Source organism: Bacillus paranthracis (genome assembly GCF_024296885.1).
Lineage (GTDB): Bacteria > Bacillota > Bacilli > Bacillales > Bacillaceae_G > Bacillus_A > Bacillus_A paranthracis.
In genome coordinates, this window is the sequence record NZ_CP101135.1 from 2479015 (window position 1) to 2501739 (window position 22725).

Genomic DNA, 22725 nt, shown 5'->3' on the forward strand with positions numbered 1-22725 from the left:
GTACATGAATTCAATTTCCATTTTTCATGCAGTATCTTGCTTTTTATGATGGTTATACTAACTGTGAAAATTCATGTCACGATAAAAGAAGGGGACAGTTAGTATGAAACAAACTTCTATAAATCCGTTACTAATTGTTCTAGGTACAATCATTGTTCAAATTGGCCTTGGAACAATTTATACATGGAGTTTATTTAATCAGCCCCTTGTAAGTAAGTTTGGATGGAACCTTAATTCAGTTGCTATAACTTTCTCCATTACAAGCTTCTCTTTATCATTTTCAACATTATTTGCAGGAAAGTTACAGCAAAAATTAGGGCTTCGAAAACTCATCGCTACTGCAGGGATTGTGCTGGGACTCGGTTTAATACTAAGTTCACAAGTTTCCTCCTTACCATTACTATATTTATTAGCTGGTGTAGTAGTTGGTTATGCCGATGGAACTGCTTATATCACATCACTATCTAATTTAATTAAATGGTTTCCGAATCGGAAAGGGCTTATTTCAGGTATATCTGTATCAGCATATGGAATGGGCAGCTTAATCTTTAGATATATAAACGGAAATCTGATCGACAGCCTTGGTGTATCACAAGCCTTTTTATATTGGGGCATTATTGTTTTGCTTTTAGTATTAATTGGATCGTTCTTCTTACGTGAGGCAATTGTAAGTAATGCTGTAACGGAAACATTACACAATGACTATAATCCGCGTGAAATGATGCGGACGAAACAAGTATATCTTTTGTTTTTTATGCTATTCACATCGTGTATGGGCGGTCTATATTTAATCGGTATGGTAAAAGATATCGGAGTGCAGCTCGTTGGACTTAGCGCAGCAACTGCCGCTAACGCCGTTGCAATGATTGCAATTTTTAATACAGTAGGTCGTATTGTTCTTGGAACGTTATCAGATAAAATAGGTCGAATGAAAATCGTTTCTGCAACGTTTATTATCATTGGATTGTCAGTCTTTACATTAAGTTTCATTCCGCTAAATTACGGCATATATTTCGCATGTGTAGCAAGTGTTGCTTTTTGCTTTGGCGGTAATATCACTATATTCCCAGCTATTGTTGGAGATTTCTTCGGATTGAAAAATCATAGTACAAATTATGGGATTGTATACCAAGGTTTCGGATTTGGTGCACTTGCAGGATCATTCATCGGGGCGCTTCTTGGAGGATTTGAACCAACCTTTATTATAATCGGCGTACTTTCTGTTATCTCTTTCGTTATATCTATTTTAATTCGTCCACCAAAAGCAGAAAAGAAAAAAGAAACACAACATTTATATCGAAAAGTAGCTTAAGTTTAAAAAGAGTCCTCATAAAGGGCTCTTTTTATATTACACAACATTTGATTTTCCCTTTTTAGCCATTGTGTAGGAAGAATACACTTACTTAATATTTTAGAAGCAATAAAGTGGTTTATTAACGAATCAAGTAGCAGATAAGTAAAATATTCATATTGTTTTATAAAAGAATCAAAATATTGATAAAAAACTACAGTTAATCCGCTTCGCTAGTAGGCATACATTTCATTATAAAGGTAGTTGGCTTATTTTGGTTATAACTATAATTTCTTCTTTTATTGCATTTACTTCAACAAATATTGATGATATTTTTATACTCCTTGTTTTATTTTCACAAGTAAAGACAGGAGTATGTAAGGAAGAAGATAGAACTTTCCAGGGGAAAACTAAGATAAAAGAACTTTATATTGTTATTGGACAATATTTGGGGTTTAGTGTAATTATTTTTCTAAGTATTATTGGTTCCTTAAGCTCTTTTTTCATTCCTATATCGTGGATCGGATTATTAGGATTCGTGCCAATTTATATGGGGATTAAAGGACTATTCTCGCTTCGTTCTAACAAAAGTAATGAAGTCATTGATAACACTTCTGGCTCATTATTTAAAGTAGCTGCGATTACATTAGCTAATGGAGCTGATAATATCTCAATTTATATACCAATGTTCACTAGTCAATCCTTGGAAGCAAATTTTGTTACATTAATTATCTTTTTTTGCATGATAGCAATATGGTGTTTTATTAGCTACACATTGTTAAGAGCTCCTATTTTAGCTAAAGTACTTGAGAGAAATTGTCATATTATCGTTCCAATTGTTCTAATTGGTTTAGGAATGTTCATTCTTTTTCGCAGTAATACAATTGAATTATTGTACTAATACGTTCAAACTAACGGAAGTTTTAAGTAAAAAGAATCAAACGCGGTAAAAAGCTGTACTACAAATAAAATGTAGTACGGCTTTTTTAAATTTTAGTGAAATGAAACAGTGCACTACGACAATTAAGTTAGACAGGATATTACGATTATTAAATTGAATAGATACTTTAAAAGGAGCGTGATAATTAAAATGAAAATAGTAAAACAATGGGTCCAAGAAGATAGTGATTACATAAGAGAAAAAGTAATTGAATATAATCAAAAATATATTTCAGATGAAGAGAAAAAGCCTTCAGAAAAAATTAGTTTTATAGTGAAAAATGAAAATGAAGAAATAGTAGGCGGAATAACTGGAATTACATTTTGGCACCACGTACATGTTGATTTCTTATGGGTTTCTGAAGAATATAGACACGAAGGTTATGGAACCAAGTTAATAAAACTTATTGAAGAATTTGCACTTGAAAAAGAGTGTAGCCTAATCAATTTAGATACTTTTAGCTTTCAGGCACCTGCTTTTTATAAAAAACATGGATATAAAGTAATTGGAGTAAGTGAAGATCACCCTAAAGGGCATAATCGATACTATTTGGAAAAAAGGTTAGAAAATATATAGAATCCCAAAATGAATCAATCAAATCATAAAGAGCGTACGTTGAATAATTACTTTCAAAATACGTTCTTTTTATTTAGAAATGAAGGGGGATCAATTATTACCTTTACTAAGGGTAGATAAATGAAATACTCTATTAATTTTTTTATATTTTAAAACGATTAAATGGTAGAATGTAACAAAGATAGAAAATTCCCATTATTAGAGGTGGACTTAGATGAAGAAAGTAAATGTTACATATGCACTTTTATACGATAAAACAAACGAAAAGATCTTAATGGTTAAAAACAAAGGGAAGAATGGTTCTTATTACACACTACCAGGTGGCGCGGTTAAATTGGGAGAAACGTTAGAAGAGGCAGTAATTCGGGAAGTGAAAGAAGAAACCGGTCTACATATAACTGTAAAGGGTATTTGTTACATTAGCGAAGCTTTTTTCGAGGAGAGAGGACACCATGCAATATTCTTTAATTTTTTAGGTGAAATAATCGGCGGGGAAACAAATATAACAAGGCCAAAAGAAATTGAAGAGATTACTTGGATGGAATTACATAGAGCAGAACCGCATTTACGTATACCAGAACACTTATTAAATATATTACAAAGGAAAGAAACAGTACCTTACTTTTTTAACGGAACAATCATTCATCAATCTTCATAAAACTATCATTTCATGTAAGGCGGGGAAAAAATGGAGTTTATCGTTAATCATAAACATTTCACTCAAGCACTTTCAGAAGTAAGTAAAGCAATATCTACCAAAGCTATAATTCCTATACTATCCGGTATAAAAATAACTGCAGATCAATCTGGAATTACTTTAATCGCAAGTAATTCAAATATTTTCATCGAAAAATTCATCCCTAGTTCCATGGATGACGAACAAATTACGACTACCTTAAAAGCAGGAACAATTGTTGTACCTGCAAAATACTTCATTGAAATTATAAAGAAAATGCCAAGCGATATAGTAATAAAAAGTAAGAATGAGCAAACAATTACCATACAATCAGAAGAAATCACATTAAACTTAAATGGCTTTCCAGCGAATGAATTTCCTAACGTACCACAAATAGACGATCATGCAGAAATACAAATAGAAACAAAACAATTGATTGATGCGTTTAAACAAACAGTCTTTGCAGTAGCGAAAAATGAATCTAGACCCGTTCTTACTGGAGTACATATCGAGTTAGACCATAACAAATTAATATGCGCTGCAACTGACTCTCATAGACTAGCTATACGTGAAACATTAATTTCTACTAATATGAAAGCGAATTGTATTGTACCAAGTGCAACCATTAATGAGCTTTTAAAATTAATGAACAGCAATTTAGAATTCGTTTCTATTTATCTATCAGAAAGTCACATTATTTTTACATTCGGCACAACTACGTTATATTCACGACTAATTGAAGGGAAATATCCTAATATTTCTACTCTCATTCCAAATGAATTTCAAACCGTCATTAACATAGATAGACAAAGAATGTTACAAGGGGTAGATCGATCAAGCTTATTAGCAAGTGAATGGGCAAATAACAATGTTAACTTAGAAATTGTAAACGAATCTACAATTCAAATTTCTTCTAATGCTTCTCAGATTGGAAAAATATCTGAGACACAACAGATAGATGCAATTCAAGGTGAAAAACAATTCAATATATCTTTCGATGGACGATTTATGTTGGATGCTTTAAGGGCAATAAAAGAAGAAACGGTTACTTTAAGTTTCAGCGGTTCTATGAGACCAATATTAATTGAAGCAGGGACACAATGTGCAGCAATCCATCTTATATCTCCAGTTAGAGCTTATTAAAAACGGAGGAAGGAATCACATTATGTACAAGCACACTTTATGTTTTATAAAAAGAAATGAAGAGATACTTATGCTAAATAGAAAATATGACCCTGTAAAAGGATTGTGGAACGGGGTAGGAGGAAAGATAGAAAAAGGAGAAACACCGTTAGAAAATGTGATTCGTGAAATAAAAGAAGAGACTAATATAAAAGTTACGCATGATCAAATTCAATTTAAAGGCATTATTAAATGGGAGGATTCTTCATATTCTGGCGGAATGTATGTTTATCTAGTAGAGTTACTTCATGAATTTATATATCACACTCCAAAAAAAGTCTCAGAAGGAATTCTAGATTGGAAAGAGATTTCTTGGATTCTTAGTGATTATAATTACGGCGTAGGAGAGATGATACCTAAATTTTTAGTTGAAGTGCTCCACAATGAATTCATATTAGAGCATAATTTTATTTTATCTAATCATAAATTAATAAATTATAGGAATCAGAAATTAGTTAAGCAGGATAGGTTACTTACTTCTTTATATAATACTATTCGCTTATAAATAACAAACTAAGAGAAAATGAAAATTTCAGATAGGAGATTCGATATGTGGACAACAAATATTATCAAAACTCCAAGAGGAAAGTTTGAATATTTTCAAAAGGGAGAAGGACCTCCACTTTGCGTTACTCATTTGTATAGTGAGTATAATGATAATGGAAATACTTTTGCAAACCCATTTACTGACCATTATAGTGTTTATTTAGTTAACTTAAAGGGATGTGGCAATTCAGATTCGGCTAAAACTGATTCTGAATATAGTATGACCGAAACGATTAAAGATTTAGAAGCGATTCGAGAAGCTTTATATATTAATAAGTGGGGGTTTGCTGGTCATTCGACAGGAGGGATGTTAGCTCTTGTATATGCGACTGAAGCACAAGAAAGTTTAACGAAAATAATTGTTGGTGGCGCAGCGGCGAGCAAGGAATATGCATCTCATAAAGATAGTATATACTGTAGTAAAAATGTAAAATTTAATAGAATCGTATCAATTATGAATGCATTAAATGATGATAGTACAGTACAAGAAGAAAGAAAAGCATTAAGTAGAGAGTGGGCACTTATGTCTTTTTATTCTGAAGAAAAGCTTGAAGAGGCATTAAAATTGCCGAATAGCGGAAAGACAGTTGGCAATCGGTTAAATTATTTTAGACAAGTTGAATATAAAGATTATGATGTTCGTCAGAAACTTAAATTCGTAAAAATCCCAAGTTTTATATACTGTGGTAAGCATGATGCGCAATGTCCCTACATATTTTCTCGTGAAATAGCAAATTTAATCCCGAACGCAACATTAACTAAATTTGAAGAAAGTAATCATAATCCATTTGTTGAAGAAATAGACAAGTTTAATCAGTTTGTCAACGATACATTATAATCAATAAGTAAAAAGCGAATCTTTTATATAAGACAGATTCGCTTTTTATTATAATTAGACTTTTTGCCACCAAGCATACCTAGGATAGTCTGTAGATTTTAACGTAATAGATTCGCCAATTTGAGGCGTTGTAATTTTAACTCCTAAACGGTTAGCTTCTTTCGTAACACGTTCTATCGGGTCACTCCATTCGTGTAACGCTAATGTAAAAGCACCCCAATGAATTGGAAGAAGTAATTCTCCTTGTACATCAATATGAGCTTGTACTGTTTCTGAGCTTGTACTGTTTCTTCAGGCAACATATGAATTGCAGACCACCTTGGATCATATTGCCCGCATTCCATTAACGTAAGATCGAATGGACCGTATTTTGCATCAATCTCTTGAAGATCTTCATGCTCTAAAGAAAAAGCACCACTATAACGTTTACTATTAAACAGAGGAAACGGGGAAGAGGCATCTCCAAACTGTGGCTATTTGTAGTTTAAACGAAATCATTTTATCTTTCACCGTAATTGCAGTACATTTAATAAATTTGTCAAATTCATTATTTTTATATACAAAATAAAAACCATGCAGCAGCAGATAAAACGAATACTAAGTAAATGTAAATTGTTTTAATTTAGTAAATTTCTTCTTACAAGTAACAAAGAACATACGTTTCGTTGTATGTTAAAGAAGAAAATATGTCTCTAATTAGTAAAAGAAAGGAGAGGATGTAAGTGCAAATAGAGAGAAAAAAGAAATCAAAATGTAAACTATCGAAATCTGAAATAACTCAGCTATATACAGAAGGGAAGAGTACCTCAGAAATAGCTACGCTTGCCAATGTGTCTGCTAGGTATATACGTATGGTTTTAACAGACAATAACGTTCCAAGGCGTGCTATAGGGAGTTGGAAGAGGAAGTATGCTATAGCAGAAGATTATTTTAAAACGTGGTCAAATAACATGGCTTATATTTTAGGATTTATAGCAGCTGACGGTGTTATACCAAAAGAAAATCAATGCGTCAGTATATCACAAAAAGAAAGTTATATTTTAGTAGACATAAAAAAAGAACTAAAAACAAACCAGCCACTTTACCAAAACAAAAAGACCGGCGTATATATGCTAAACATTAATAGCAAAACAATAAAAGACGACCTTATGAACATACATGGAATTAATCCATGTAAATCTTTTAACATTGAATTTCCTTTTGTACCAGAAGAATATTTACATCATTTTGTGCGAGGGTATTTTGATGGGGATGGTTACGTCAAGTATGAAACTTATACAGTAAGCTTTGTAGGAGGATCATATAGCTTTATGAATTCTTTACATCAAATTCTTCAAAATCGCAATTTACGAGTCGATTTACTAAAACAAAACAAACATTATCGCGTTATTTTATCTGGAAGAAGATCAATACAACTATTTTCAAATTGGATTTATAAAGACAAAGATATTTATTTGCATAGAAAATATGAAGTGTTTCAGAAAGAAAGTCTGAGTTTAGACCAATTACAAGACCGAAAATTAAAACAAACTCAAACTGCCGTTAAACAAAGAAAACAAAATTTCCTTAAAGAATATATGAAAAATAAATGTAGTGCTACAGCTTGCTCTAATTTAAAAATAAGCGAATCCACTTTTAAACGTTGGTTAAAAAATGATAATCAATTTAAAAAAGACTATGAAAGAATTCATTCATTATAAAAATGCAAGAAACCTTAGTATATCTATGCTAAGGTTTCTAACTTGATATTATTAGAGGATATTTATTTTCGTTTATAGAACTTAGTAAATACATAGATTTTACAATAAATTTACTCGTAAGGGAGGGAATATGAAATGCCCACTAATAATAGTCCGGAGAATATATTACATACAGCTTATGAAACTAAAATGATTTCATCTGGAGATAATTCACCATCTATAAAAATAAAAGGAACGAAACTTCAATATTTACTTGTATTGATTCATCTTGGTTTTGAGTCAAATGCTATAAAAATGATGTTAAATTGGACGAATGATGAATTTGAAAAGCTCGTTAATTTATTAGAAGCAGAGGGGCTATTGAAACAAATAGGAGGGAGGTACTATCCAACGTGTATGATTATAACAGCTTGTGAAGGAGAAAAGCTTTATAACCTTTGTGAACCTCTAATTAAACCAACACTTAAGATCATTGAAAATCATTCAAGTCATATTGAAGATATTTCAAAAAGAATCGACACGTTTAATCATTTATCTAGAGAATCTTATAGTCTTTTATTGTATAGTGGTGTGTTATTAGATTTTGGACAAATAAATTACATTGAAGGAAACTATTTAAAAAAGAAACGACCTTTAAGAAATAAGAATCGATATTATTATGCTATTCAAGAACAAGAACTAACAGATATAGAGGCTTTCGGGATGTATGGTAATACATATTTAGATTTAGGAGAAGTTCAAATTGGTCTTTATGGAAATTCTCGATATTCAACATTAAATTTAATAACAGCAAACAACGAAATATTTGAAGAATATTTTCAAAACACTAATACTGATATTAATTATAAGAAAAAGCAATTAGTAAAAGGTTTCGTAGCAGCAGATAGACAAAAAGACTTACATTTAAACGTAGTTTACGAAAAATTAGGCTTATATCAAAATTCACAACCTGTTATCCCGGTGTTTAAAAGAACAGACTTATCTACGCTTAACGAAATTGCAAACACAATCAGTGAAGATTTAGTCTTATTGTTTAATGAAAACGATAAACTTTTAAAACAATACTTTGCCGGCAGCAGATACTCAAAAGAAATTACTTATGAAGAGTTTTTTATCTGGTGGTATCACTTTTTCTATACAAAAGTAACTGAAGAATTAATAAAACAAGGTGTAATTATAACAAGCACCCCAAAAAATCAAACGTACATAATCCATCAATAACTTTAAATTAAAGTGTTAATATACTTTTACAAATGTAGCAGCTGAACGGTAAAACCTGAATTTAAAATCTAATATAAAGAAAACAAGATATTTAAAGAGGAGAAGAGCCATGCAAAAGAAATTTATCAATCCAGAAACGATGCCACCAACTTTTGGATACTCACATGTTGTCGAAGTTAGTAACACTAAACGAACAATTTATATATCTGGACAAGTAGCGATCAATACTGATGGTCAAATAGTTGGCATTGGTGATTTAGCTACACAAACGCGACAAGTTTTCGAAAATATTAAAAGCGCATTAGAAACATCAGACTTAAACTTCAATGATGTAGTAAAACTAACATTTTTCTTAACAGACATTTCTCAAATGGCCATTGTTAGAGATATTCGAGATCAATACATTGACATTAATAATCCACCAGCAAGTTCAGCTGTCGAAGTTAGAAAGTTAATTAACGATAACTTATTAATTGAAATTGAAGCAATTGCTGTAGCAAACTAATTTTAAAAACGTATTTTTATTATTTAAAGTCTAATTTATATAGCGGATAAAGCGAATAACTACACAATCAGTCACACATTACTAATTCAGTGAAAAAGGGGAGCATAACACCTAAAACTAACATTTAATAAGTTTATTATTTTTAGTAAGTTAACATAATATATATTATAGGCAGTTATAGAAACAAAGTAACATCAGGTATCAAAACCCAAGTAAACTATACTTAATGAGACGAAACAGAGATTTTTAGTGAGATTCACATAAAATCTTCTTTAAACGCATTTATACAGTTTTTTATCTTTTTTTTATTTATAAATTCATCACAGCAAATCTTAATCGATTATTGATTAAGATTTAACGAATCAAAAACATTTTTGATCAGTAACAATTTTTTTATGCGGAAAAATCTTTTTACAAAATATAAATTAATAATTTTATTTTATGTTGTACTTTATAAATTTATTGCTATTTACACACGTTTTACAACTTTACATTATTTCTTGTTATTTCTGTTATTTACGCTTGACTTTTATTATTCGTATTATCTTACACTCTAGTTAACATAACGTTTATTTTTAACATAAAAAAATCTCCCTCACCTTCAGGAAGATTTTTTAGCTTGCTAATATTTCATTTATATCTTTTTAGTAGCAATCCCAGTTGTAAATAACATTGGAAAAATTTAGATTTAACAAATCTTCTTTTTTAATAAAGAAATTAGCAACACCAGAATCTCCCCACATAATATTTAATGAGTCGTCTGTATCGATTTGTAGTAATAATATATCATGTTGTTGGTATTTTTCTTCCCATTCCCTTGGATCTGTCTGTGTAAAAAATGGATAACCACCAATTTTATGTCCGAAATCTTTACATAAATCATCATACAGTTCGCCTAATTCTGTATTATTTTCTTCATCAACAATTTCTTCCCAATCAATATCCTCACTAAACATCTTTTCAAATCGATAATCTCTAGATGTTATGGGTTGATAATCTAATTCAAATTGTAATTTTGCTGCTTCAGGTATGATAAAGTCTTCTATTTCTAAAATGTTTAAATAACTAAAATCAGTAATTACCTTATTTAAATCTTCAGTAATTGTAGAATGATAAATAATTCGAAAGTCTTTTTGGATTGTTGGATGATCAAAATCTGCTCCATAAAGCTCATCATCAGTACTTATGAAAAACTGTAACATTCCCTTTTGAGGCATATATTCAACATGCGGAATTTCTTCAAAGTTTAGCTGTGCAAGTAACATCATAGGTTGTCCATTTGAATCTTTAGGATGCTCTTGATCTATAGGTAAATACGGATAACCACCAAACTTACTCTCAAAAAGAGTTGTCTCTGCTTTCGTTCCAGTCACTTTAATATACGGTTTCACACTTTCTTCTAAAATAGTACGATACTGTTCTAGTTCTTTCGGAATTTGAAGTTGATACGTATTTTTCATCACATTTGCCTCCCTTTCATAATGAATTGAAAATGCCTTACTTAATTATATAGCAAGAGATAGCTTCATGAAAAATTGTTAAAAGTCCGTTTTCACCCTCGTTTTTTGCGCACTTGGTGGACAAAGTAGGTTATGTTCTAAAACCTTTTTATTAATAGTTCGAATTAAATTCGCTGCTTCTGCAGTATTTGTATTTTCTTTTAGCTTTTCTTTTAAATCATCAATTTCTTTTGAAAGCTCAATCCACCTTGGTAAAACATGATTATTCTTTAACGTTCTATACAGTTGCTTTTCAGGATTGTACGAAAGGTCTTTATCTAGATTTAGAGGTTTCCCTTTACCAGGCATATTATCAAAAGACCCTTTCTTTTCTGCTTCTTTAATGATAGAACTAATATGATCCTCATATGTATAGGACCAAACTTTCTCATCTTTTACTAAAATCTCTTGCTTTTTTAGTTTCTTATCTAGTTCTTCTTGATTCATAGATTCTCTCTCCTTTTTATTTTATAGTGTGTTTTTTGTAAGTTTTAAAGCTTTCAACCCGTCAAACAAATTTTCTCGCCACCAAATACCGTCATGTCCGCCTTGGAACTCTTCATAAGTGGTTTGGTATCTATTTTCTTTTAAAGCTTTATATAGGCGCCTATTGGCCGTTAAAAGAGATTCGTTTTCAAGTTCACCTACTGCTATGTAAGAATAGAGATGAGTCGTATTAGAATCTATTGATGAAATTTGATTTTCAATCCAAGGAATTTGATTTTCATAACCATCTTTTTTCCAATGTACAGATCCAGACATTGACAACACATTCCCGAAAATATGCGGATTTTGAAGTGCTGCATAAAAAGCTGCTAGGCCACCAAGACTGAAACCTGCAATTGTTGTATGTTTCGCTTCTTTATGCACACGATACTTAGCCTGAATCCACAGAAGTAATTCCTTCGTTAAAAATGCGTTCATTTTATCGTTATAAGTTAGCTCTTCTAATCGATCAACAGGATCTATAGCAACAGCAATACACGATGGGATTTCTTTTTCGTAAATTAAATAATTAAGTGTTTTTGTGATTGAAAGGTCATTAATGAATGAATTCCCATCAAATACAATGAGAAGTTCTTGAAGATGTGAAGTGTGAGAATAATCATGAGGCGTATAAATATGAATTTTACGTGTGTTATTTAAAATCGAACTATAAAAAGAATATGTTTCAATCTTTCCGGATGGATAATCATTTGAAGGAAAACGACTGCTATATTGCACCTCCATTCCTATGTTTAACACAGACGCTTTATTGGTACCTTCTCCAAATGTATTTCGATTAAATTGGTCTATTTCGTACTGTTCACTACGCTTTATCCAATCATTTTCGAAAACATCGTTTACTGAAAAATAGTACGTTGAAATAAAACTCTTATTCGTCTTAAACGTTACATACCAAATATCTGTCTGTAACAATCGTTGTAATTGATTTACAGACAGATCCCAACCAGGAAAACTACCGACTACATAAACATTTTCAGTATTTTGATCACCTAACCATATATACGTTATAAGTTTATACTGATTATCTATAGGACATTGTTCTACTAGTGGTGTATGATTTGACTTGATTTCATCCAAAAAAGTATAAAGAGCTTTTTCGTTTCCATTCTTTAATTGATTTTTAAGCTTCTCTAACTTAGGACTGATTATTGTAGTCACCTCTCTTCCTCCTTTGTAGTATTCTATATGTAGTTTTTTCATTAGAATCCCTATATAAAAGCAGTCGTAAGTTATGTGTTTAGAGAAGTTATTGATTAGAAAAATGATCAATTGCTTGAATAGAAAGTTCCAATGATTTTATTCTTCTTTCTAAAAGAGTTCTTTGAGGACTCCCAAGCTTTGACTTAACATAAATCTTTTCAATTGATGGAAGCAAACCAATTAGAACATTTCGAGCGTCTGCTAAATCCTCTTTCGTGTAATGATGTGTTTCTTGATCCCAAATACTTTCTAACATAGCTAAGCCGATACTAGCTGCTTTGAGTCTTTTTTTCACTAAAGTAGTGTTTGAGCCTTTTTGAGTCATCTGAGATAGCGCATTTTCAAGTTTACGGATTGTTGACTGTAAAGATTTAATTGATTCTACTTTATCTACATTTGATATATTTTCCATATTAAACCTGTCCCTTCTTCGTTTCTAAATTAGTTTTCTTGATATTTGATAATACCATTTAGAAGCGAATTTTACTCGAAATATTTGAGTTGGACATGAATTGAAAGGAAAACAGCTAACAAACTTCTATCTCCTCCCTCACACATTCTCTATATGTACTTCTTTTTTCTCGTTAAAATACCTACATGGACAAGTTGTTAATATTGAATATTTTATGAACAAAAAACGTACAAGTAGCATCACTTGTACGTTTTTAATCAGTAAGGTAATAAAGTAATAACTTTCGAGTCTTTTCATAATTCATGAAATCTCTATACAAAATGGGATACTTCATAATCTCTGTTTCTAAAAAACGATATTGTGGAAACCATTCAAAAAAAGATTTCCTTAGCCACTTTATTTGATTGAACACAATCTCCTGTTCATTATTATTAAGCACGTAACTTAAAGTACCTGTTGTATGCATCCAATAATAATTTAAATCAGCGCTTATACAATCATCTTCTGTAAACATATTATTAAAATCTTTTCGTATTTTTCGAATGTCACAATTCGGAAACGGTTTATACAGTGGACTAGGCATTTTCTGCAATTCATTAAAAATAACCCTTTTTCCTAACTTCAACTTTCCACCCCTTTAGTTCTCTATCCAATTTAATAAGTTTTCATAATGATATTGAGCATCCGTATAGCCAAGATTATATAAATTAACGAGCTTTTCTTTACTTCTTTCTATTCCGCTTATTGGAAGCTGTACGCTAGGCTGAATAATATAAAAGTTGTCTTTTTGTTCTATTTGATTCATATAAGATATCGTCTCATTATAAAAACGATAATGTTCTACTAAAGATTGTGCGATATTCGGATATTTCCTATATAAAATTTTAGCTAGGCCAGAAAATTTATTTCGTTGCTTCTCATATCCTTCTGGTTTTGTCATAATTACAACGTTCTTTTCATAACCATCAGTTTGCGCTTTTAAAACCGGAATAGGATCTATAATTCCTCCATCTAGTAATTTTCGATTATCATATTCTACAGCAGGCGCTATAAACGGTACTGAGCTAGATGCACGAATGATTTTTAAAATATCATTTCCGTGTTCTGCTTTATTATAATAAATAGCTTTTCCTGATTCGCAGTCAGTCGTTCCTATAACAAACTGTTCATTTGAGTTTAAGAAAGTTTGAAAATCAAACGGTACAATTTTATTCGGTACTTCATCAAATAAAAAATCCATTCCAAATAATTCACGTTTTCGAATTAAATTTCGATAAGATATATAACGATGATCTGCTACTAACTCTGTATTTACTTTTTTATTTCTCCCTTTTTGACGTGATAAATAAGTTGCTCCCATACAAGCTCCAGCGGATACGCCAACTACATAAGGGAAAAATAAGTTCTTTTCCATAAAATATTCGAGTACGCCTGCAGTATATAAACCTTTCATTCCTCCGCCTTCTAATACTAAACCGATATTTTTCATGCTATATCCCTCTGCTTCTTTTTTTTTACTTACATATTAGCATAAGATATTAAGATGAGGTTATATAAAAGGATTACAACAATAGCCAGAAACTACTACTGTAATATCATAACTTCACACCGAGTTGCATGGTACAATATAAGTAACACATTCCACAAATAATGGAGGAGGAATTTCCTATGGGTTTATTTAGCGGTATTTTAGGAAATGCATCAAATACGAGTACAGAAAGTGTAGAACGTGATTTAGAGAAGATTATGTTAGACGATGAGAAAGTTGAACATGCTTATAAATTAATTCGTGATTTAATTGTATTCACAAATCGTCGTCTTATTTTAGTAGATAAACAAGGAATATCAGGTAAAAAAACTGAGTATCATTCAATCCCTTATAAAAGCATTACACAATTTAGCATTGAAACAGCTGGGCATTTTGATTTAGATGCAGAACTTAAAATTTGGGTATCTAGTTTGAGTACGCCAATTACGAAAGAATTTAAAGGTGACGATAGTGTTTTAAGCATTCAAAAAGCGTTAGTAACATATACGACAAAATAACTTATTTTTGCATTTTTATTCATATATAAAATTACTAACCCGAGTATTTTGGAAGAATATTCGTCGTTTTTGTATATTTAATCTAGAATAACATAAAAAGGTAAAGCGTATTTTAAACGCTTTACCTTTCTTTTTTGTAATAAATAAGTGTAGTTTTATCATTTAATTTCTTAGTTTCTTCTGTTCTTTTATATCCCATCTTTTCGTATAGAAAACAATTTCTTTCTTCTTCTAAAATCGTAGCAAGTTCAAAACTTCGTGCTTCTGGAAACATCTCTTCAATTAAAATAAGTACCTTCTGAGCAATTCCTTTCCCTTGATAGATTGGATGAATAAACATTGGACTAATCCAAAATTTATAAGGTAGTTCTTTTTGGGATATACATATCGCTCCAACAAGTCTCGAATCTATTATCATCTTATAAAAATTACTGCTAGGATTATTTATTCTAAAAATAGTTTTTTCAATAGGTTCATTTGCTGGGTTTGTTTCGTAGTCTTTATATTTATGTAATAAAGGGCTAAATGAGTCTATTTGCATTTGAAATAAATCTGTTGCATCACTTTCTGTTGCCTTCTCTAATGTAATCTCCATGTTACCAATTTAGTCGTTTTCTTAATGAAGTTATATGAGCTGTATGATGACGACCATGCATATAGTCCAATTGCAGCAGCAAGTTTTGTTTCACCAGTCTCTGGATGGTTAAATGTCTTTTCTAAATCTTCAAGTTCTAAAGAATATAAAAGGTTAACCCATCTTTTATGTAATGACTCTAACATTACTAATGAAACATCTACTGGTAATTTAGAATCAGGTAATTCTGCCCACTTTTCTTCTTTATATGGTTTAATCGTTGGATTCTTTTCTGTTAGTGCTAATTTAAAGCGTATGTAGCTATTCATGTGGCTGTCAACAACGTGATGGACTACTTGACGAACTGTCCATCCACCAACGCGGTACGATGTGTCTAACTGCTTCTGATCTAAATCTTTAATTGCCTTCGTTAGTTCATTAGGTAAATCTTCAATTTCTTGAATCCATGTATCTATCATTTCTTCCGTTATAGGACGTTTGTATGTAAATTGTCCAATTGGATAACGTAAATCATTCATGAATAAGTCCCCCTTCTTATAAGCGCGAAGTATTTCTCCAAATATAATGTACAAAATTTACTTGTTCCCCATTCAATTGTACAGATGTTGTATCTGCTTCGTTTTGATAAGAAGAAAACCCGCTTTTTTCTAGTACAATTTGTGATGCAAGATTATTAGAAGTTGTTTTAGCATGAACCTCATTAATTTCATTATTTTTTGCTACGTCTAAAATTAATTTTACGGCTGCAGTTGCAACTCCTTTTTTAGTAAATTTTTCTCCGACCCGATAACCTAACGAACTGATTCGAGTCTCCGAATCTATATCTACTAAATTTATTCTCCCTACAATTTCATTTTCTTCGTTACGAATTAAATAAAAATAAGATTCTCCATCCGCCTGTTCTATTAATAAATTATCTAGTAGTTTTTGGAAATATTCAAAATCAAAATATTGCGAGCCACGATTAGGTACCATTGTTTCAAAAAAAGACTTATTCGTAAGTTCAAACGTAAATAAATCCTTAGCATCGTGTTTCTTTAATTGTTCTATGTATATTTTCATCTCGATTACCCCTTCTATATCTACTAACTGCTATATATTCGTTTTTAATCAACTAATTTCCTGCTATTTCTTTCGTTTCAGTAACACAGCAAGTAGCACTTTCGGATGAAAAAGATGAAATGGACTACGAATTAAATTCATCACTTTTACTAATCGAATATAAACATCAGAATCAGTTGCAGATAGTTGATATATTTGTTTCGTATACCATAGCTGAAATTTTTGTTTTATCGTTAATTCTCTTTTTAGCTGTGGATGACGTGATATTTCCGTTGTTGTCATTTCCCAAGGAGTTTGTATGATATGAGCGGTCTCTTTATAAAACTGCTGTGTAAATGCATGATCGAGCTTTTGTCTCCTTTGTAAAAGTAACTGCAATTGGTGAGCTTCCATAGCTGCAACTGAAACACCTTGCCCGAAAACAGGATCAAAACGACAATGTGCATCTCCAACTACTAACAATTTTTCGGGTAGATTATTCACTAAATCAAATCGCCGACGTACTTGATACGGAATTTTGTACGTTTTGATATCTGAAATTGCCTCCGCTTTATTTAGGAAATCTGTAACATTGGAGATTGATAGATTTTCAGCAAAATTATAAAATTCCTCATCTGTTTGTGGTGCTTTCTCACTTGCATACCCGCTGAAAGTAACAAAATAACGATTATCCTCAATCGTTTGAATAAGGACACCATGCGGATTGTCAGGGAAACTTGGAGACATTAGCATATTACAACAGTCTAACTCCTCATTTTCTTTAAGTTTAAACATTTTCGTTGCGTAAAATAAATCAATACGAACTTTCTCTTCTTGTACTTCAATTTCGTATTCTCGTAGCCACTCTATACTTTTTGAACTAAATCCACTTGCATCAACAACAATATCTGCATGTATTTCTTCTTGTGTGTCTGTCTCTAAACATTTAACTTTTACACCACATACTTTGTTAGCTTTTCTGTCTACTATTAACCCTTCCACTAGTGTTTTAAATTTACTGGTGATATTTGAAATTTGATATATTCGTTTTTGAATATGCCATTCAAGCAAAAACCTACTTTGTTGAATCATATGTACTTCCCCTATGAACGGCTGTTTCCATAGACCAAATTGATGCCATTTTAAATCACGAGTAAAGTTATTTACGATACTACCTGCTTTTATTAATTCATTCATAATATTAGGAAACAATTCTTCAATTGCGTTTTCTCCACCTTTTAATAACACATGAGGATGATTACTTTGTGGAACTCTTTTTCTCGAAGACTTTCCATCCCATCTTTCACCAGCTTCTATAATGATTACTTCTTTAAAAGAAGTTGATAATGCTTTTGCTGCGAACTTTCCTGCCATACTTCCACCAATAACGATAGCCTTATTAAACATGTTTTCCCCCTTAATAAAAAGAGATCCTGCCTTGTATGAATGAAACAGGATCTTAAACAAATTAACTTCTTTATCATTATACTTAAAATACATCAGTAAATTGCAACGTTAAAATTAAAATACCTAATCCCCATACGTAATACGCGAATACTTTTAAAGAGTGACGTTTTAAATATTGAATCATCCATGAAACGGCTATGTATCCAAAAAACGCTGCTGATAACGTTCCGACAATTAAAGATGTACTAGAAATAGATTCTGCTTTCCCTTGAAAAACGTCTGCAAATTGCAAAATGATAGCTCCGACAATAGCTGGCGTTGATAATAAAAAAGAAAAGTAAGCAGCGGTTTCGCGGTCTAACTTCCTCCATAATGCAGCGACGATTGTCATACCAGAACGAGAAATAGCCGGAAAAATAGCCGCTGCTTGAAATGAACCGATGATAAATGCATCTTTATATGTAATGTCATCCATTTTTTTACGACCATTCTTTTGTTTATCCGCCATGTAGAGGAAGAATCCGGTCACTAAAAACTCCCAACCAATCGTAATACCTGTTTTTGAAATATCCTCAAAAAAGTCTTTAAATAACAACCCGATTACAACCGCAGGTATCGTCCCAACAATAAGTAGTAGCATCAGCTTTGAAAACGGATTTTTGATTAAATATATAAATTCTTTTTTGTAATAAATAAACACCGCAAGTAAAGTCCCAATGTGCAGCATCGTATCTAAAAACAATCCTGCTTCATCTAATTGAAACAAATGCCTTCCTAAATAAAGATGACCTGTACTACTTATCGGTAAAAACTCTGTTAAACCTTGTATGATCCCTAATATAAAAGCTTCTAACCAATTCATGATGGGCCCCTTTCTTGTTTGCTTGTACCAATATATGAAGGTTAAATTTTCGATATGAAAAAAACTATATTTCTCTATGAATTTACTTTCAATTCATGGATATATATGTAAAAAGGGATGAGGAGGCTTACTATGCGGAAACATACAAAATTCGGCAATGTATTACTGTGGATAGGACCTATCCTTGTATTTGTAGGGTTATGTATGACAAATGTTATTTCTGATATTCCTTTCTTTTTTGGAAAACATAAAACAATTGGAATTGTACTTATATGTATAGGTGTAGTTTGTTTTATTGCTGCTAATCATTTAAAAAAAGGAGAAAAATATGAGGGATAAATCTAACTAAAAAAAACAATCCCAGTATATGTGCTAGGATTGTTTTTTATTGCTTATTTATAGAATACTTTATCAACGTTATATTTTGCTTTGTATTCATTAATGATATATGTTTCGTAAATTTCTCTTTCTGTTGGATCTTCTACGATACATGCATCAATGCGGTATACTTCATCACGGTGATTTTTAATTGGAGAAACATTGTCTTCGAAATGCTTCTTAATACGTTGTCTAATTTTACGAGCTTTACCTACGAAAAGTAGTTCGTCATTAATATTGTAAAACATAAAAATGCCGCCTTTATCTCTAGGGAACAAGTGGAAGTCGATAAAACCATTGATTGGCGTAATTCTTGGCTCGTCTCCTCTAATAACTTGTTTACGTTCAGTAATTGTAACATCAACTTCAGGGATACTAATTTTAATCAAGTTCATTCACGTCCTCTTTTATTATAAAGATAAATAATAGCATACATATGTAAGAAAAGCTACGTTCATAGCCATATTTCATTTTATAATTCAAATATTATAGGTGTATCATGTAAACTCTTCTTCCAAATCATATGATCACTTGATTCTCCCCAATAATCTTTCAGTACATAACTAGGCTCTCCAAACTTCTTTGTCCATATACTTTGCGCTTTTTTGTATCCACTATCTAAACAGTACTCTGTTATACCCTTGCTAAGTAACGTAAGAAATATTGCATTTAGTAGTAAACTCCCGATACCCTTTTTTTGATACTCCGGCAGTATAAAAACAGTTCCTATTTCATACAAATCCTTAAGTACACCGCCTGTACAACTATTAATCAATGTACTTGCTGGACCAACTTCAATTGTACCAATGATTTTATCGTTATTTGTATCTATTGCTAATAAAAAGTAACGTTTTTCTCCATTACTATCAAAATCTGTTTTCAAATATTGCTTTTTCATGTTAATTTCATTTTCTATGTCATCCAATAGTTGTGATAATCCTTCGTCTTTATATGTATTCGTAATAACTATACGGAAAAATAAGTGTAGTTCCTCTAAATCATCCGAATTTGGTCTCCTAATTGCAACGTTATACATGTTTTAAGTCTCCATTCTATACAAGTGTTAAAACCATACTCTATATACTCTATTCAACAATATTCTACAAAGCCCTGCATAGATCCAGCAGTATAGAAAACTCAGTATAAATATTGATAAAATCATTTTTATATCCATAGTTGTATGAATAGTAGGACCAAGTACTGGAAAACGGAAAATATCGAGAACTATCATAATTCCTATAAGTAGACAAATTGCAGAAAAGGAAACAACCCAAATTCTCCTCTTGAATTGTATAAAGGAAAGCCCTAAGGCTATACCTAATAAACCTGTAGTAAAGGGAAAAACAATTAGTTCACTTGGCTCAATAATAAATAATAGGAGAATAGTAAGGAAATAAGAAAGTACTCCCTCACGAATAGAGTAGCAAATCGCCAAAAAAATTGGTAACGTCGCAAAAGGGCTAATAAATAACCCTATACCAGGAATTAAGTTACCTGCTGCTTGAAACATGGTGGCCAAAGCACTCATTAAAGCTGTAATGACTACTTTATTTGCTAGGGATAATTTTCTTTTATGAACAAAGTCCTCATTATTCTTTATCATAAGTTGACACCAATAACGTACAAATCGATTCATCAAAATACCCCCTAAAGATATCTCATCCATCACTTTCTATCTTATTCATACACTAGTGGTTTATGAGCTGTGTTCTACTTGTAATGAGTTACTATACAATAAAAGGATTTTAGGGGGAGAACTTGTACGTTTTAAAACAAAGGGAATTCCTTGTATGATTAAACTACGAGTGTATATCGTATTAAGGGATAATTTCAAAAATGGTACCTTTGTTAAAATCAGTTACTTTCATAGAACCGTAAACTCCTAAATATAACCTAGTTTGATCCAAATTTGTTCCTAAACTCATATAATAAGCTGCTTGCGTACCAAAATCATAATTGGTTTCAATAACATGAAAATCAGTATGTTTACCATCTGTACCTGCTCTAGTATATGCTAATACACCTTTAACTGGCGGCCGAGACTCTTCTTTTCTAGCAAGGTCAGTAAACACAACACTACCATGTAAATTCGGGATTGCAGTTCCCATATATGGTTGAACGCCTGTTAGTGAAGTTCCTCCAAACTTATCCGGTCTTGGATCTTTATGAAAATAACTAATGAGTGGCTGAATTCGCTTCACTGATGTTTCTATTGTTTCATTATAATAAGCCATTGTTCTCTCATCAAAAGTAGGATTTTCAGAACAGTGTTTTATAAAAGAAGTAGGCAATTCTCCTTCCCATCCTCTCCAACCAAAATTAATAAATCCATCTTGATTGGGGGTGAGTCTCATTACATGCATTTGAACAAGTTCGGTAACCCGGATTGGTTTATATTGAACAAATGAAAAAATAGACTCTACAATATCCTGTCCGACATTACCCGCATATTTAATATACTGATTATAAAACCTTTGGAATGAAATACCGGTTATATTACGAACACCTTTCGCAATTACTGTAAGTGTTTCTTGTATAGATAGAGGAAGTTCATTAAAGCGTGTAACGACTGGAGGATTATTTATGAATGTATTTTTACTTACATCGATTTCAATAATTTTACCTGCTATTTCTAAATCATCTTGGCTTAAATTGAACGGATCATAACCCGAGCCACCATCTCCATTTGTAAAAACAAGTTTCCCCGTCTCTGGAGAAAAGTTTAAAGTATTTACTCCATTATGATTAAAAAATGGGCGTTTTATATGAAGTAATGTTCTACGTTTTTGAGGGTGACCGTTTGATTGTAAAATCCATTCTTCAATTGTATCGATATGATCATATTGCGTATCTCTATTTAGCCATTTTAAATTTAAAGTTTTCGGGTCACAAGGATTCGGTTTAAATTGTTCAGAAAGTGCACTAGGTCCTTGAGTGCCAGCGACAGAATAATGAAGATAAAATAAACCGTTTTGATAAAATTGTGGATGAAATGTTAGTCCTAGCAATCCTCGTTCATCATAACCACTACTAGAGACACCTTCTTCAGATGTGCCTAATTTTATAATTCGCGGACGAATATTTAAAAATGTTTTTATGACGCCATTTCCTATGTAGAAAACCTCTCCTAATTGCGTTGCGATAAATAGCCTTTCAGTCGATTCACCTGGAAGAATTGCTGTTTTTATTACAGTGGGTAAATTTATGTTATGAACAATGGGTCGTAAACGAACTTTAACTTTTGTCAATTAACTTTACACCCCTTTATATTCTTTTTAATAGAAGAGTATGATTAGAGTGATC

General features: G+C 31.6%; 24 protein-coding genes and 3 pseudogenes. 12 read left to right on the plus strand and 15 right to left on the minus strand.

The features are described 5' to 3' along the window. Positions 1-103: 103 nt before the first annotated feature. The 7 genes from NLJ82_RS12650 (at position 104) to NLJ82_RS12680 (ending at position 6049) form a co-directional block, all read left to right on the plus strand. Positions 104-1312, plus strand: coding sequence for an L-lactate MFS transporter (locus NLJ82_RS12650; RefSeq protein ID WP_000815152.1), 1209 nt, complete (start codon positions 104-106; stop codon positions 1310-1312). A gap of 253 nt (positions 1313-1565) precedes the next feature. Then, the gene (locus NLJ82_RS12655; RefSeq protein WP_000237130.1) at positions 1566-2192 is read left to right on the plus strand and encodes a cadmium resistance transporter; all 627 of its coding nucleotides are present in this window, start codon (positions 1566-1568) and stop codon (positions 2190-2192) included. A gap of 189 nt (positions 2193-2381) precedes the next feature. Then, positions 2382-2807 (plus strand): GNAT family N-acetyltransferase, encoded by a 426-nt coding sequence (locus tag NLJ82_RS12660; protein ID WP_000706729.1) that lies wholly within the window; start codon positions 2382-2384, stop codon positions 2805-2807. A gap of 214 nt (positions 2808-3021) precedes the next feature. Next, a complete protein-coding gene (locus NLJ82_RS12665; protein WP_000757633.1) occupies positions 3022-3465 on the plus strand; it encodes an NUDIX hydrolase in 444 nt (147 codons plus the stop codon). Between the two features lie 30 nt (positions 3466-3495). Then, entirely contained in the window at positions 3496-4626 is a 1131-nt protein-coding gene (gene dnaN / locus NLJ82_RS12670; protein ID WP_000394450.1) for a DNA polymerase III subunit beta, read from the plus strand. Positions 4627-4648: 22 nt separating this feature from the next. Further along, positions 4649-5170, plus strand: coding sequence for an NUDIX hydrolase (locus tag NLJ82_RS12675; RefSeq protein WP_000276539.1), 522 nt, complete (start codon positions 4649-4651; stop codon positions 5168-5170). 45 nt (positions 5171-5215) lie between these two features. Beyond that, positions 5216-6049: an alpha/beta fold hydrolase gene (locus NLJ82_RS12680; RefSeq protein WP_000269899.1), complete on the plus strand. Its 834-nt coding sequence runs from the start codon at positions 5216-5218 to the stop codon at positions 6047-6049. A gap of 54 nt (positions 6050-6103) precedes the next feature. Here the strand turns inward: NLJ82_RS12680 and NLJ82_RS12685 are convergent. Then, a pseudogene (locus tag NLJ82_RS12685) lies at positions 6104-6522 on the minus strand (MBL fold metallo-hydrolase); the annotation flags it as partial. A 249-nt stretch (positions 6523-6771) separates the two neighbouring features. Here NLJ82_RS12685 and NLJ82_RS12690 point away from each other — a divergent pair. The 3 genes from NLJ82_RS12690 to NLJ82_RS12700 all read left to right on the plus strand — a co-directional run bounded on the left by NLJ82_RS12690 (position 6772) and on the right by NLJ82_RS12700 (position 9475). Beyond that, on the plus strand, positions 6772-7749 hold the full coding sequence (locus tag NLJ82_RS12690) for an LAGLIDADG family homing endonuclease (RefSeq protein ID WP_001165403.1): 978 nt from the start codon (positions 6772-6774) through the stop codon (positions 7747-7749). Between the two features lie 135 nt (positions 7750-7884). Beyond that, a complete protein-coding gene (locus tag NLJ82_RS12695; protein ID WP_001142882.1) occupies positions 7885-8970 on the plus strand; it encodes a hypothetical protein in 1086 nt (361 codons plus the stop codon). 109 nt (positions 8971-9079) lie between these two features. Then, positions 9080-9475 carry a RidA family protein gene (locus NLJ82_RS12700; RefSeq protein WP_001169713.1) on the plus strand — a complete coding sequence of 132 codons (396 nt, stop codon included), beginning with the start codon at positions 9080-9082 and terminating at the stop codon, positions 9473-9475. A gap of 644 nt (positions 9476-10119) precedes the next feature. Here the strand turns inward: NLJ82_RS12700 and NLJ82_RS12705 are convergent. The 5 genes and pseudogenes from NLJ82_RS12705 to NLJ82_RS12730 all read right to left on the minus strand — a co-directional run bounded on the left by NLJ82_RS12705 (position 10120) and on the right by NLJ82_RS12730 (position 14582). Beyond that, positions 10120-10935, minus strand: coding sequence for a YwqG family protein (locus NLJ82_RS12705; protein WP_000799820.1), 816 nt, complete (start codon positions 10933-10935; stop codon positions 10120-10122). A 78-nt stretch (positions 10936-11013) separates the two neighbouring features. Then, positions 11014-12639, minus strand: a pseudogene (locus NLJ82_RS12715) (DnaJ family domain-containing protein). Between the two features lie 88 nt (positions 12640-12727). Beyond that, on the minus strand, positions 12728-13093 hold the full coding sequence (locus NLJ82_RS12720; RefSeq protein ID WP_000428033.1) for a hypothetical protein: 366 nt from the start codon (positions 13091-13093) through the stop codon (positions 12728-12730). A gap of 253 nt (positions 13094-13346) precedes the next feature. Further along, positions 13347-13718, minus strand: a complete 372-nt coding sequence (locus tag NLJ82_RS12725) for a YxiJ-like family protein (RefSeq protein WP_000765970.1) — start codon at positions 13716-13718, stop codon at positions 13347-13349. A gap of 12 nt (positions 13719-13730) precedes the next feature. Then, a complete protein-coding gene (locus tag NLJ82_RS12730; RefSeq protein ID WP_000789262.1) occupies positions 13731-14582 on the minus strand; it encodes a patatin-like phospholipase family protein in 852 nt (283 codons plus the stop codon). Positions 14583-14761: 179 nt separating this feature from the next. Here NLJ82_RS12730 and NLJ82_RS12735 point away from each other — a divergent pair, with 179 nt between their 5' ends. Continuing rightward, the gene (locus tag NLJ82_RS12735) at positions 14762-15139 is read left to right on the plus strand and encodes a PH domain-containing protein (protein ID WP_000522480.1); all 378 of its coding nucleotides are present in this window, start codon (positions 14762-14764) and stop codon (positions 15137-15139) included. A gap of 121 nt (positions 15140-15260) precedes the next feature. On the opposite strand, the gene NLJ82_RS12740 is transcribed toward NLJ82_RS12735, so the two are convergent. The 5 genes and pseudogenes from NLJ82_RS12740 to NLJ82_RS12760 form a co-directional block, all read right to left on the minus strand. After that, entirely contained in the window at positions 15261-15734 is a 474-nt protein-coding gene (locus NLJ82_RS12740; RefSeq protein WP_000406649.1) for a GNAT family N-acetyltransferase, read from the minus strand. A 1-nt stretch (position 15735) separates the two neighbouring features. Next, positions 15736-16252: pseudogene (locus NLJ82_RS12745) on the minus strand (YfiT family bacillithiol transferase). A 16-nt stretch (positions 16253-16268) separates the two neighbouring features. Continuing rightward, entirely contained in the window at positions 16269-16796 is a 528-nt protein-coding gene (locus tag NLJ82_RS12750) for a GNAT family N-acetyltransferase (RefSeq protein ID WP_000708334.1), read from the minus strand. A gap of 63 nt (positions 16797-16859) precedes the next feature. Further along, complete coding sequence (locus NLJ82_RS12755; protein ID WP_000482048.1) at positions 16860-18182, minus strand: FAD-dependent monooxygenase; 1323 nt, start codon at positions 18180-18182, stop codon at positions 16860-16862. 82 nt (positions 18183-18264) lie between these two features. Beyond that, positions 18265-19044 carry an undecaprenyl-diphosphate phosphatase gene (locus NLJ82_RS12760; RefSeq protein ID WP_001104267.1) on the minus strand — a complete coding sequence of 260 codons (780 nt, stop codon included), beginning with the start codon at positions 19042-19044 and terminating at the stop codon, positions 18265-18267. Positions 19045-19176: 132 nt separating this feature from the next. Here NLJ82_RS12760 and NLJ82_RS12765 point away from each other — a divergent pair, with 132 nt between their 5' ends. Beyond that, positions 19177-19383, plus strand: coding sequence for a hypothetical protein (locus NLJ82_RS12765; protein ID WP_001225587.1), 207 nt, complete (start codon positions 19177-19179; stop codon positions 19381-19383). A 53-nt stretch (positions 19384-19436) separates the two neighbouring features. On the opposite strand, the gene NLJ82_RS12770 is transcribed toward NLJ82_RS12765, so the two are convergent. The 4 genes from NLJ82_RS12770 to NLJ82_RS12785 form a co-directional block, all read right to left on the minus strand. Beyond that, a complete protein-coding gene (locus tag NLJ82_RS12770; protein ID WP_001048949.1) occupies positions 19437-19817 on the minus strand; it encodes a nucleotide excision repair endonuclease in 381 nt (126 codons plus the stop codon). 77 nt (positions 19818-19894) lie between these two features. Beyond that, positions 19895-20458, minus strand: coding sequence for a GNAT family N-acetyltransferase (locus tag NLJ82_RS12775; RefSeq protein ID WP_000282920.1), 564 nt, complete (start codon positions 20456-20458; stop codon positions 19895-19897). Between the two features lie 27 nt (positions 20459-20485). Then, on the minus strand, positions 20486-21058 hold the full coding sequence (locus NLJ82_RS12780) for a YybS family protein (protein ID WP_001079218.1): 573 nt from the start codon (positions 21056-21058) through the stop codon (positions 20486-20488). A gap of 181 nt (positions 21059-21239) precedes the next feature. After that, positions 21240-22670, minus strand: coding sequence for a PQQ-dependent sugar dehydrogenase (locus NLJ82_RS12785; RefSeq protein ID WP_000169981.1), 1431 nt, complete (start codon positions 22668-22670; stop codon positions 21240-21242). Positions 22671-22725 lie beyond the last annotated feature (55 nt).

Bases quoted from the DNA above. Each gene is read 5' to 3' on its own strand.
- NLJ82_RS12650 (WP_000815152.1), top strand. From the start codon at position 104: ATGAAACAAACTTCTATAAATCCGTTACTAATTGTTCTAGGTACAATC.
- NLJ82_RS12660 (WP_000706729.1), top strand. From the start codon at position 2,382: ATGAAAATAGTAAAACAATGGGTCCAAGAAGATAGTGATTACATAAGA.
- NLJ82_RS12665 (WP_000757633.1), top strand. From the start codon at position 3,022: ATGAAGAAAGTAAATGTTACATATGCACTTTTATACGATAAAACAAAC.
- dnaN (WP_000394450.1), top strand. From the start codon at position 3,496: ATGGAGTTTATCGTTAATCATAAACATTTCACTCAAGCACTTTCAGAA.
- NLJ82_RS12675 (WP_000276539.1), top strand. From the start codon at position 4,649: ATGTACAAGCACACTTTATGTTTTATAAAAAGAAATGAAGAGATACTT.
- NLJ82_RS12680 (WP_000269899.1), top strand. From the start codon at position 5,216: ATGTGGACAACAAATATTATCAAAACTCCAAGAGGAAAGTTTGAATAT.
- NLJ82_RS12695 (WP_001142882.1), top strand. From the start codon at position 7,885: ATGCCCACTAATAATAGTCCGGAGAATATATTACATACAGCTTATGAA.
- NLJ82_RS12700 (WP_001169713.1), top strand. From the start codon at position 9,080: ATGCAAAAGAAATTTATCAATCCAGAAACGATGCCACCAACTTTTGGA.
- NLJ82_RS12705 (WP_000799820.1), bottom strand. From the start codon at position 10,935: ATGAAAAATACGTATCAACTTCAAATTCCGAAAGAACTAGAACAGTAT.
- NLJ82_RS12720 (WP_000428033.1), bottom strand. From the start codon at position 13,093: ATGGAAAATATATCAAATGTAGATAAAGTAGAATCAATTAAATCTTTA.
- NLJ82_RS12730 (WP_000789262.1), bottom strand. From the start codon at position 14,582: ATGAAAAATATCGGTTTAGTATTAGAAGGCGGAGGAATGAAAGGTTTA.
- NLJ82_RS12735 (WP_000522480.1), top strand. From the start codon at position 14,762: ATGGGTTTATTTAGCGGTATTTTAGGAAATGCATCAAATACGAGTACA.
- NLJ82_RS12740 (WP_000406649.1), bottom strand. From the start codon at position 15,734: ATGGAGATTACATTAGAGAAGGCAACAGAAAGTGATGCAACAGATTTA.
- NLJ82_RS12750 (WP_000708334.1), bottom strand. From the start codon at position 16,796: ATGAAAATATACATAGAACAATTAAAGAAACACGATGCTAAGGATTTA.
- NLJ82_RS12755 (WP_000482048.1), bottom strand. From the start codon at position 18,182: ATGTTTAATAAGGCTATCGTTATTGGTGGAAGTATGGCAGGAAAGTTC.
- NLJ82_RS12760 (WP_001104267.1), bottom strand. From the start codon at position 19,044: ATGAATTGGTTAGAAGCTTTTATATTAGGGATCATACAAGGTTTAACA.
- NLJ82_RS12765 (WP_001225587.1), top strand. From the start codon at position 19,177: ATGCGGAAACATACAAAATTCGGCAATGTATTACTGTGGATAGGACCT.
- NLJ82_RS12770 (WP_001048949.1), bottom strand. From the start codon at position 19,817: ATGAACTTGATTAAAATTAGTATCCCTGAAGTTGATGTTACAATTACT.
- NLJ82_RS12775 (WP_000282920.1), bottom strand. From the start codon at position 20,458: ATGTATAACGTTGCAATTAGGAGACCAAATTCGGATGATTTAGAGGAA.
- NLJ82_RS12780 (WP_001079218.1), bottom strand. From the start codon at position 21,058: ATGAATCGATTTGTACGTTATTGGTGTCAACTTATGATAAAGAATAAT.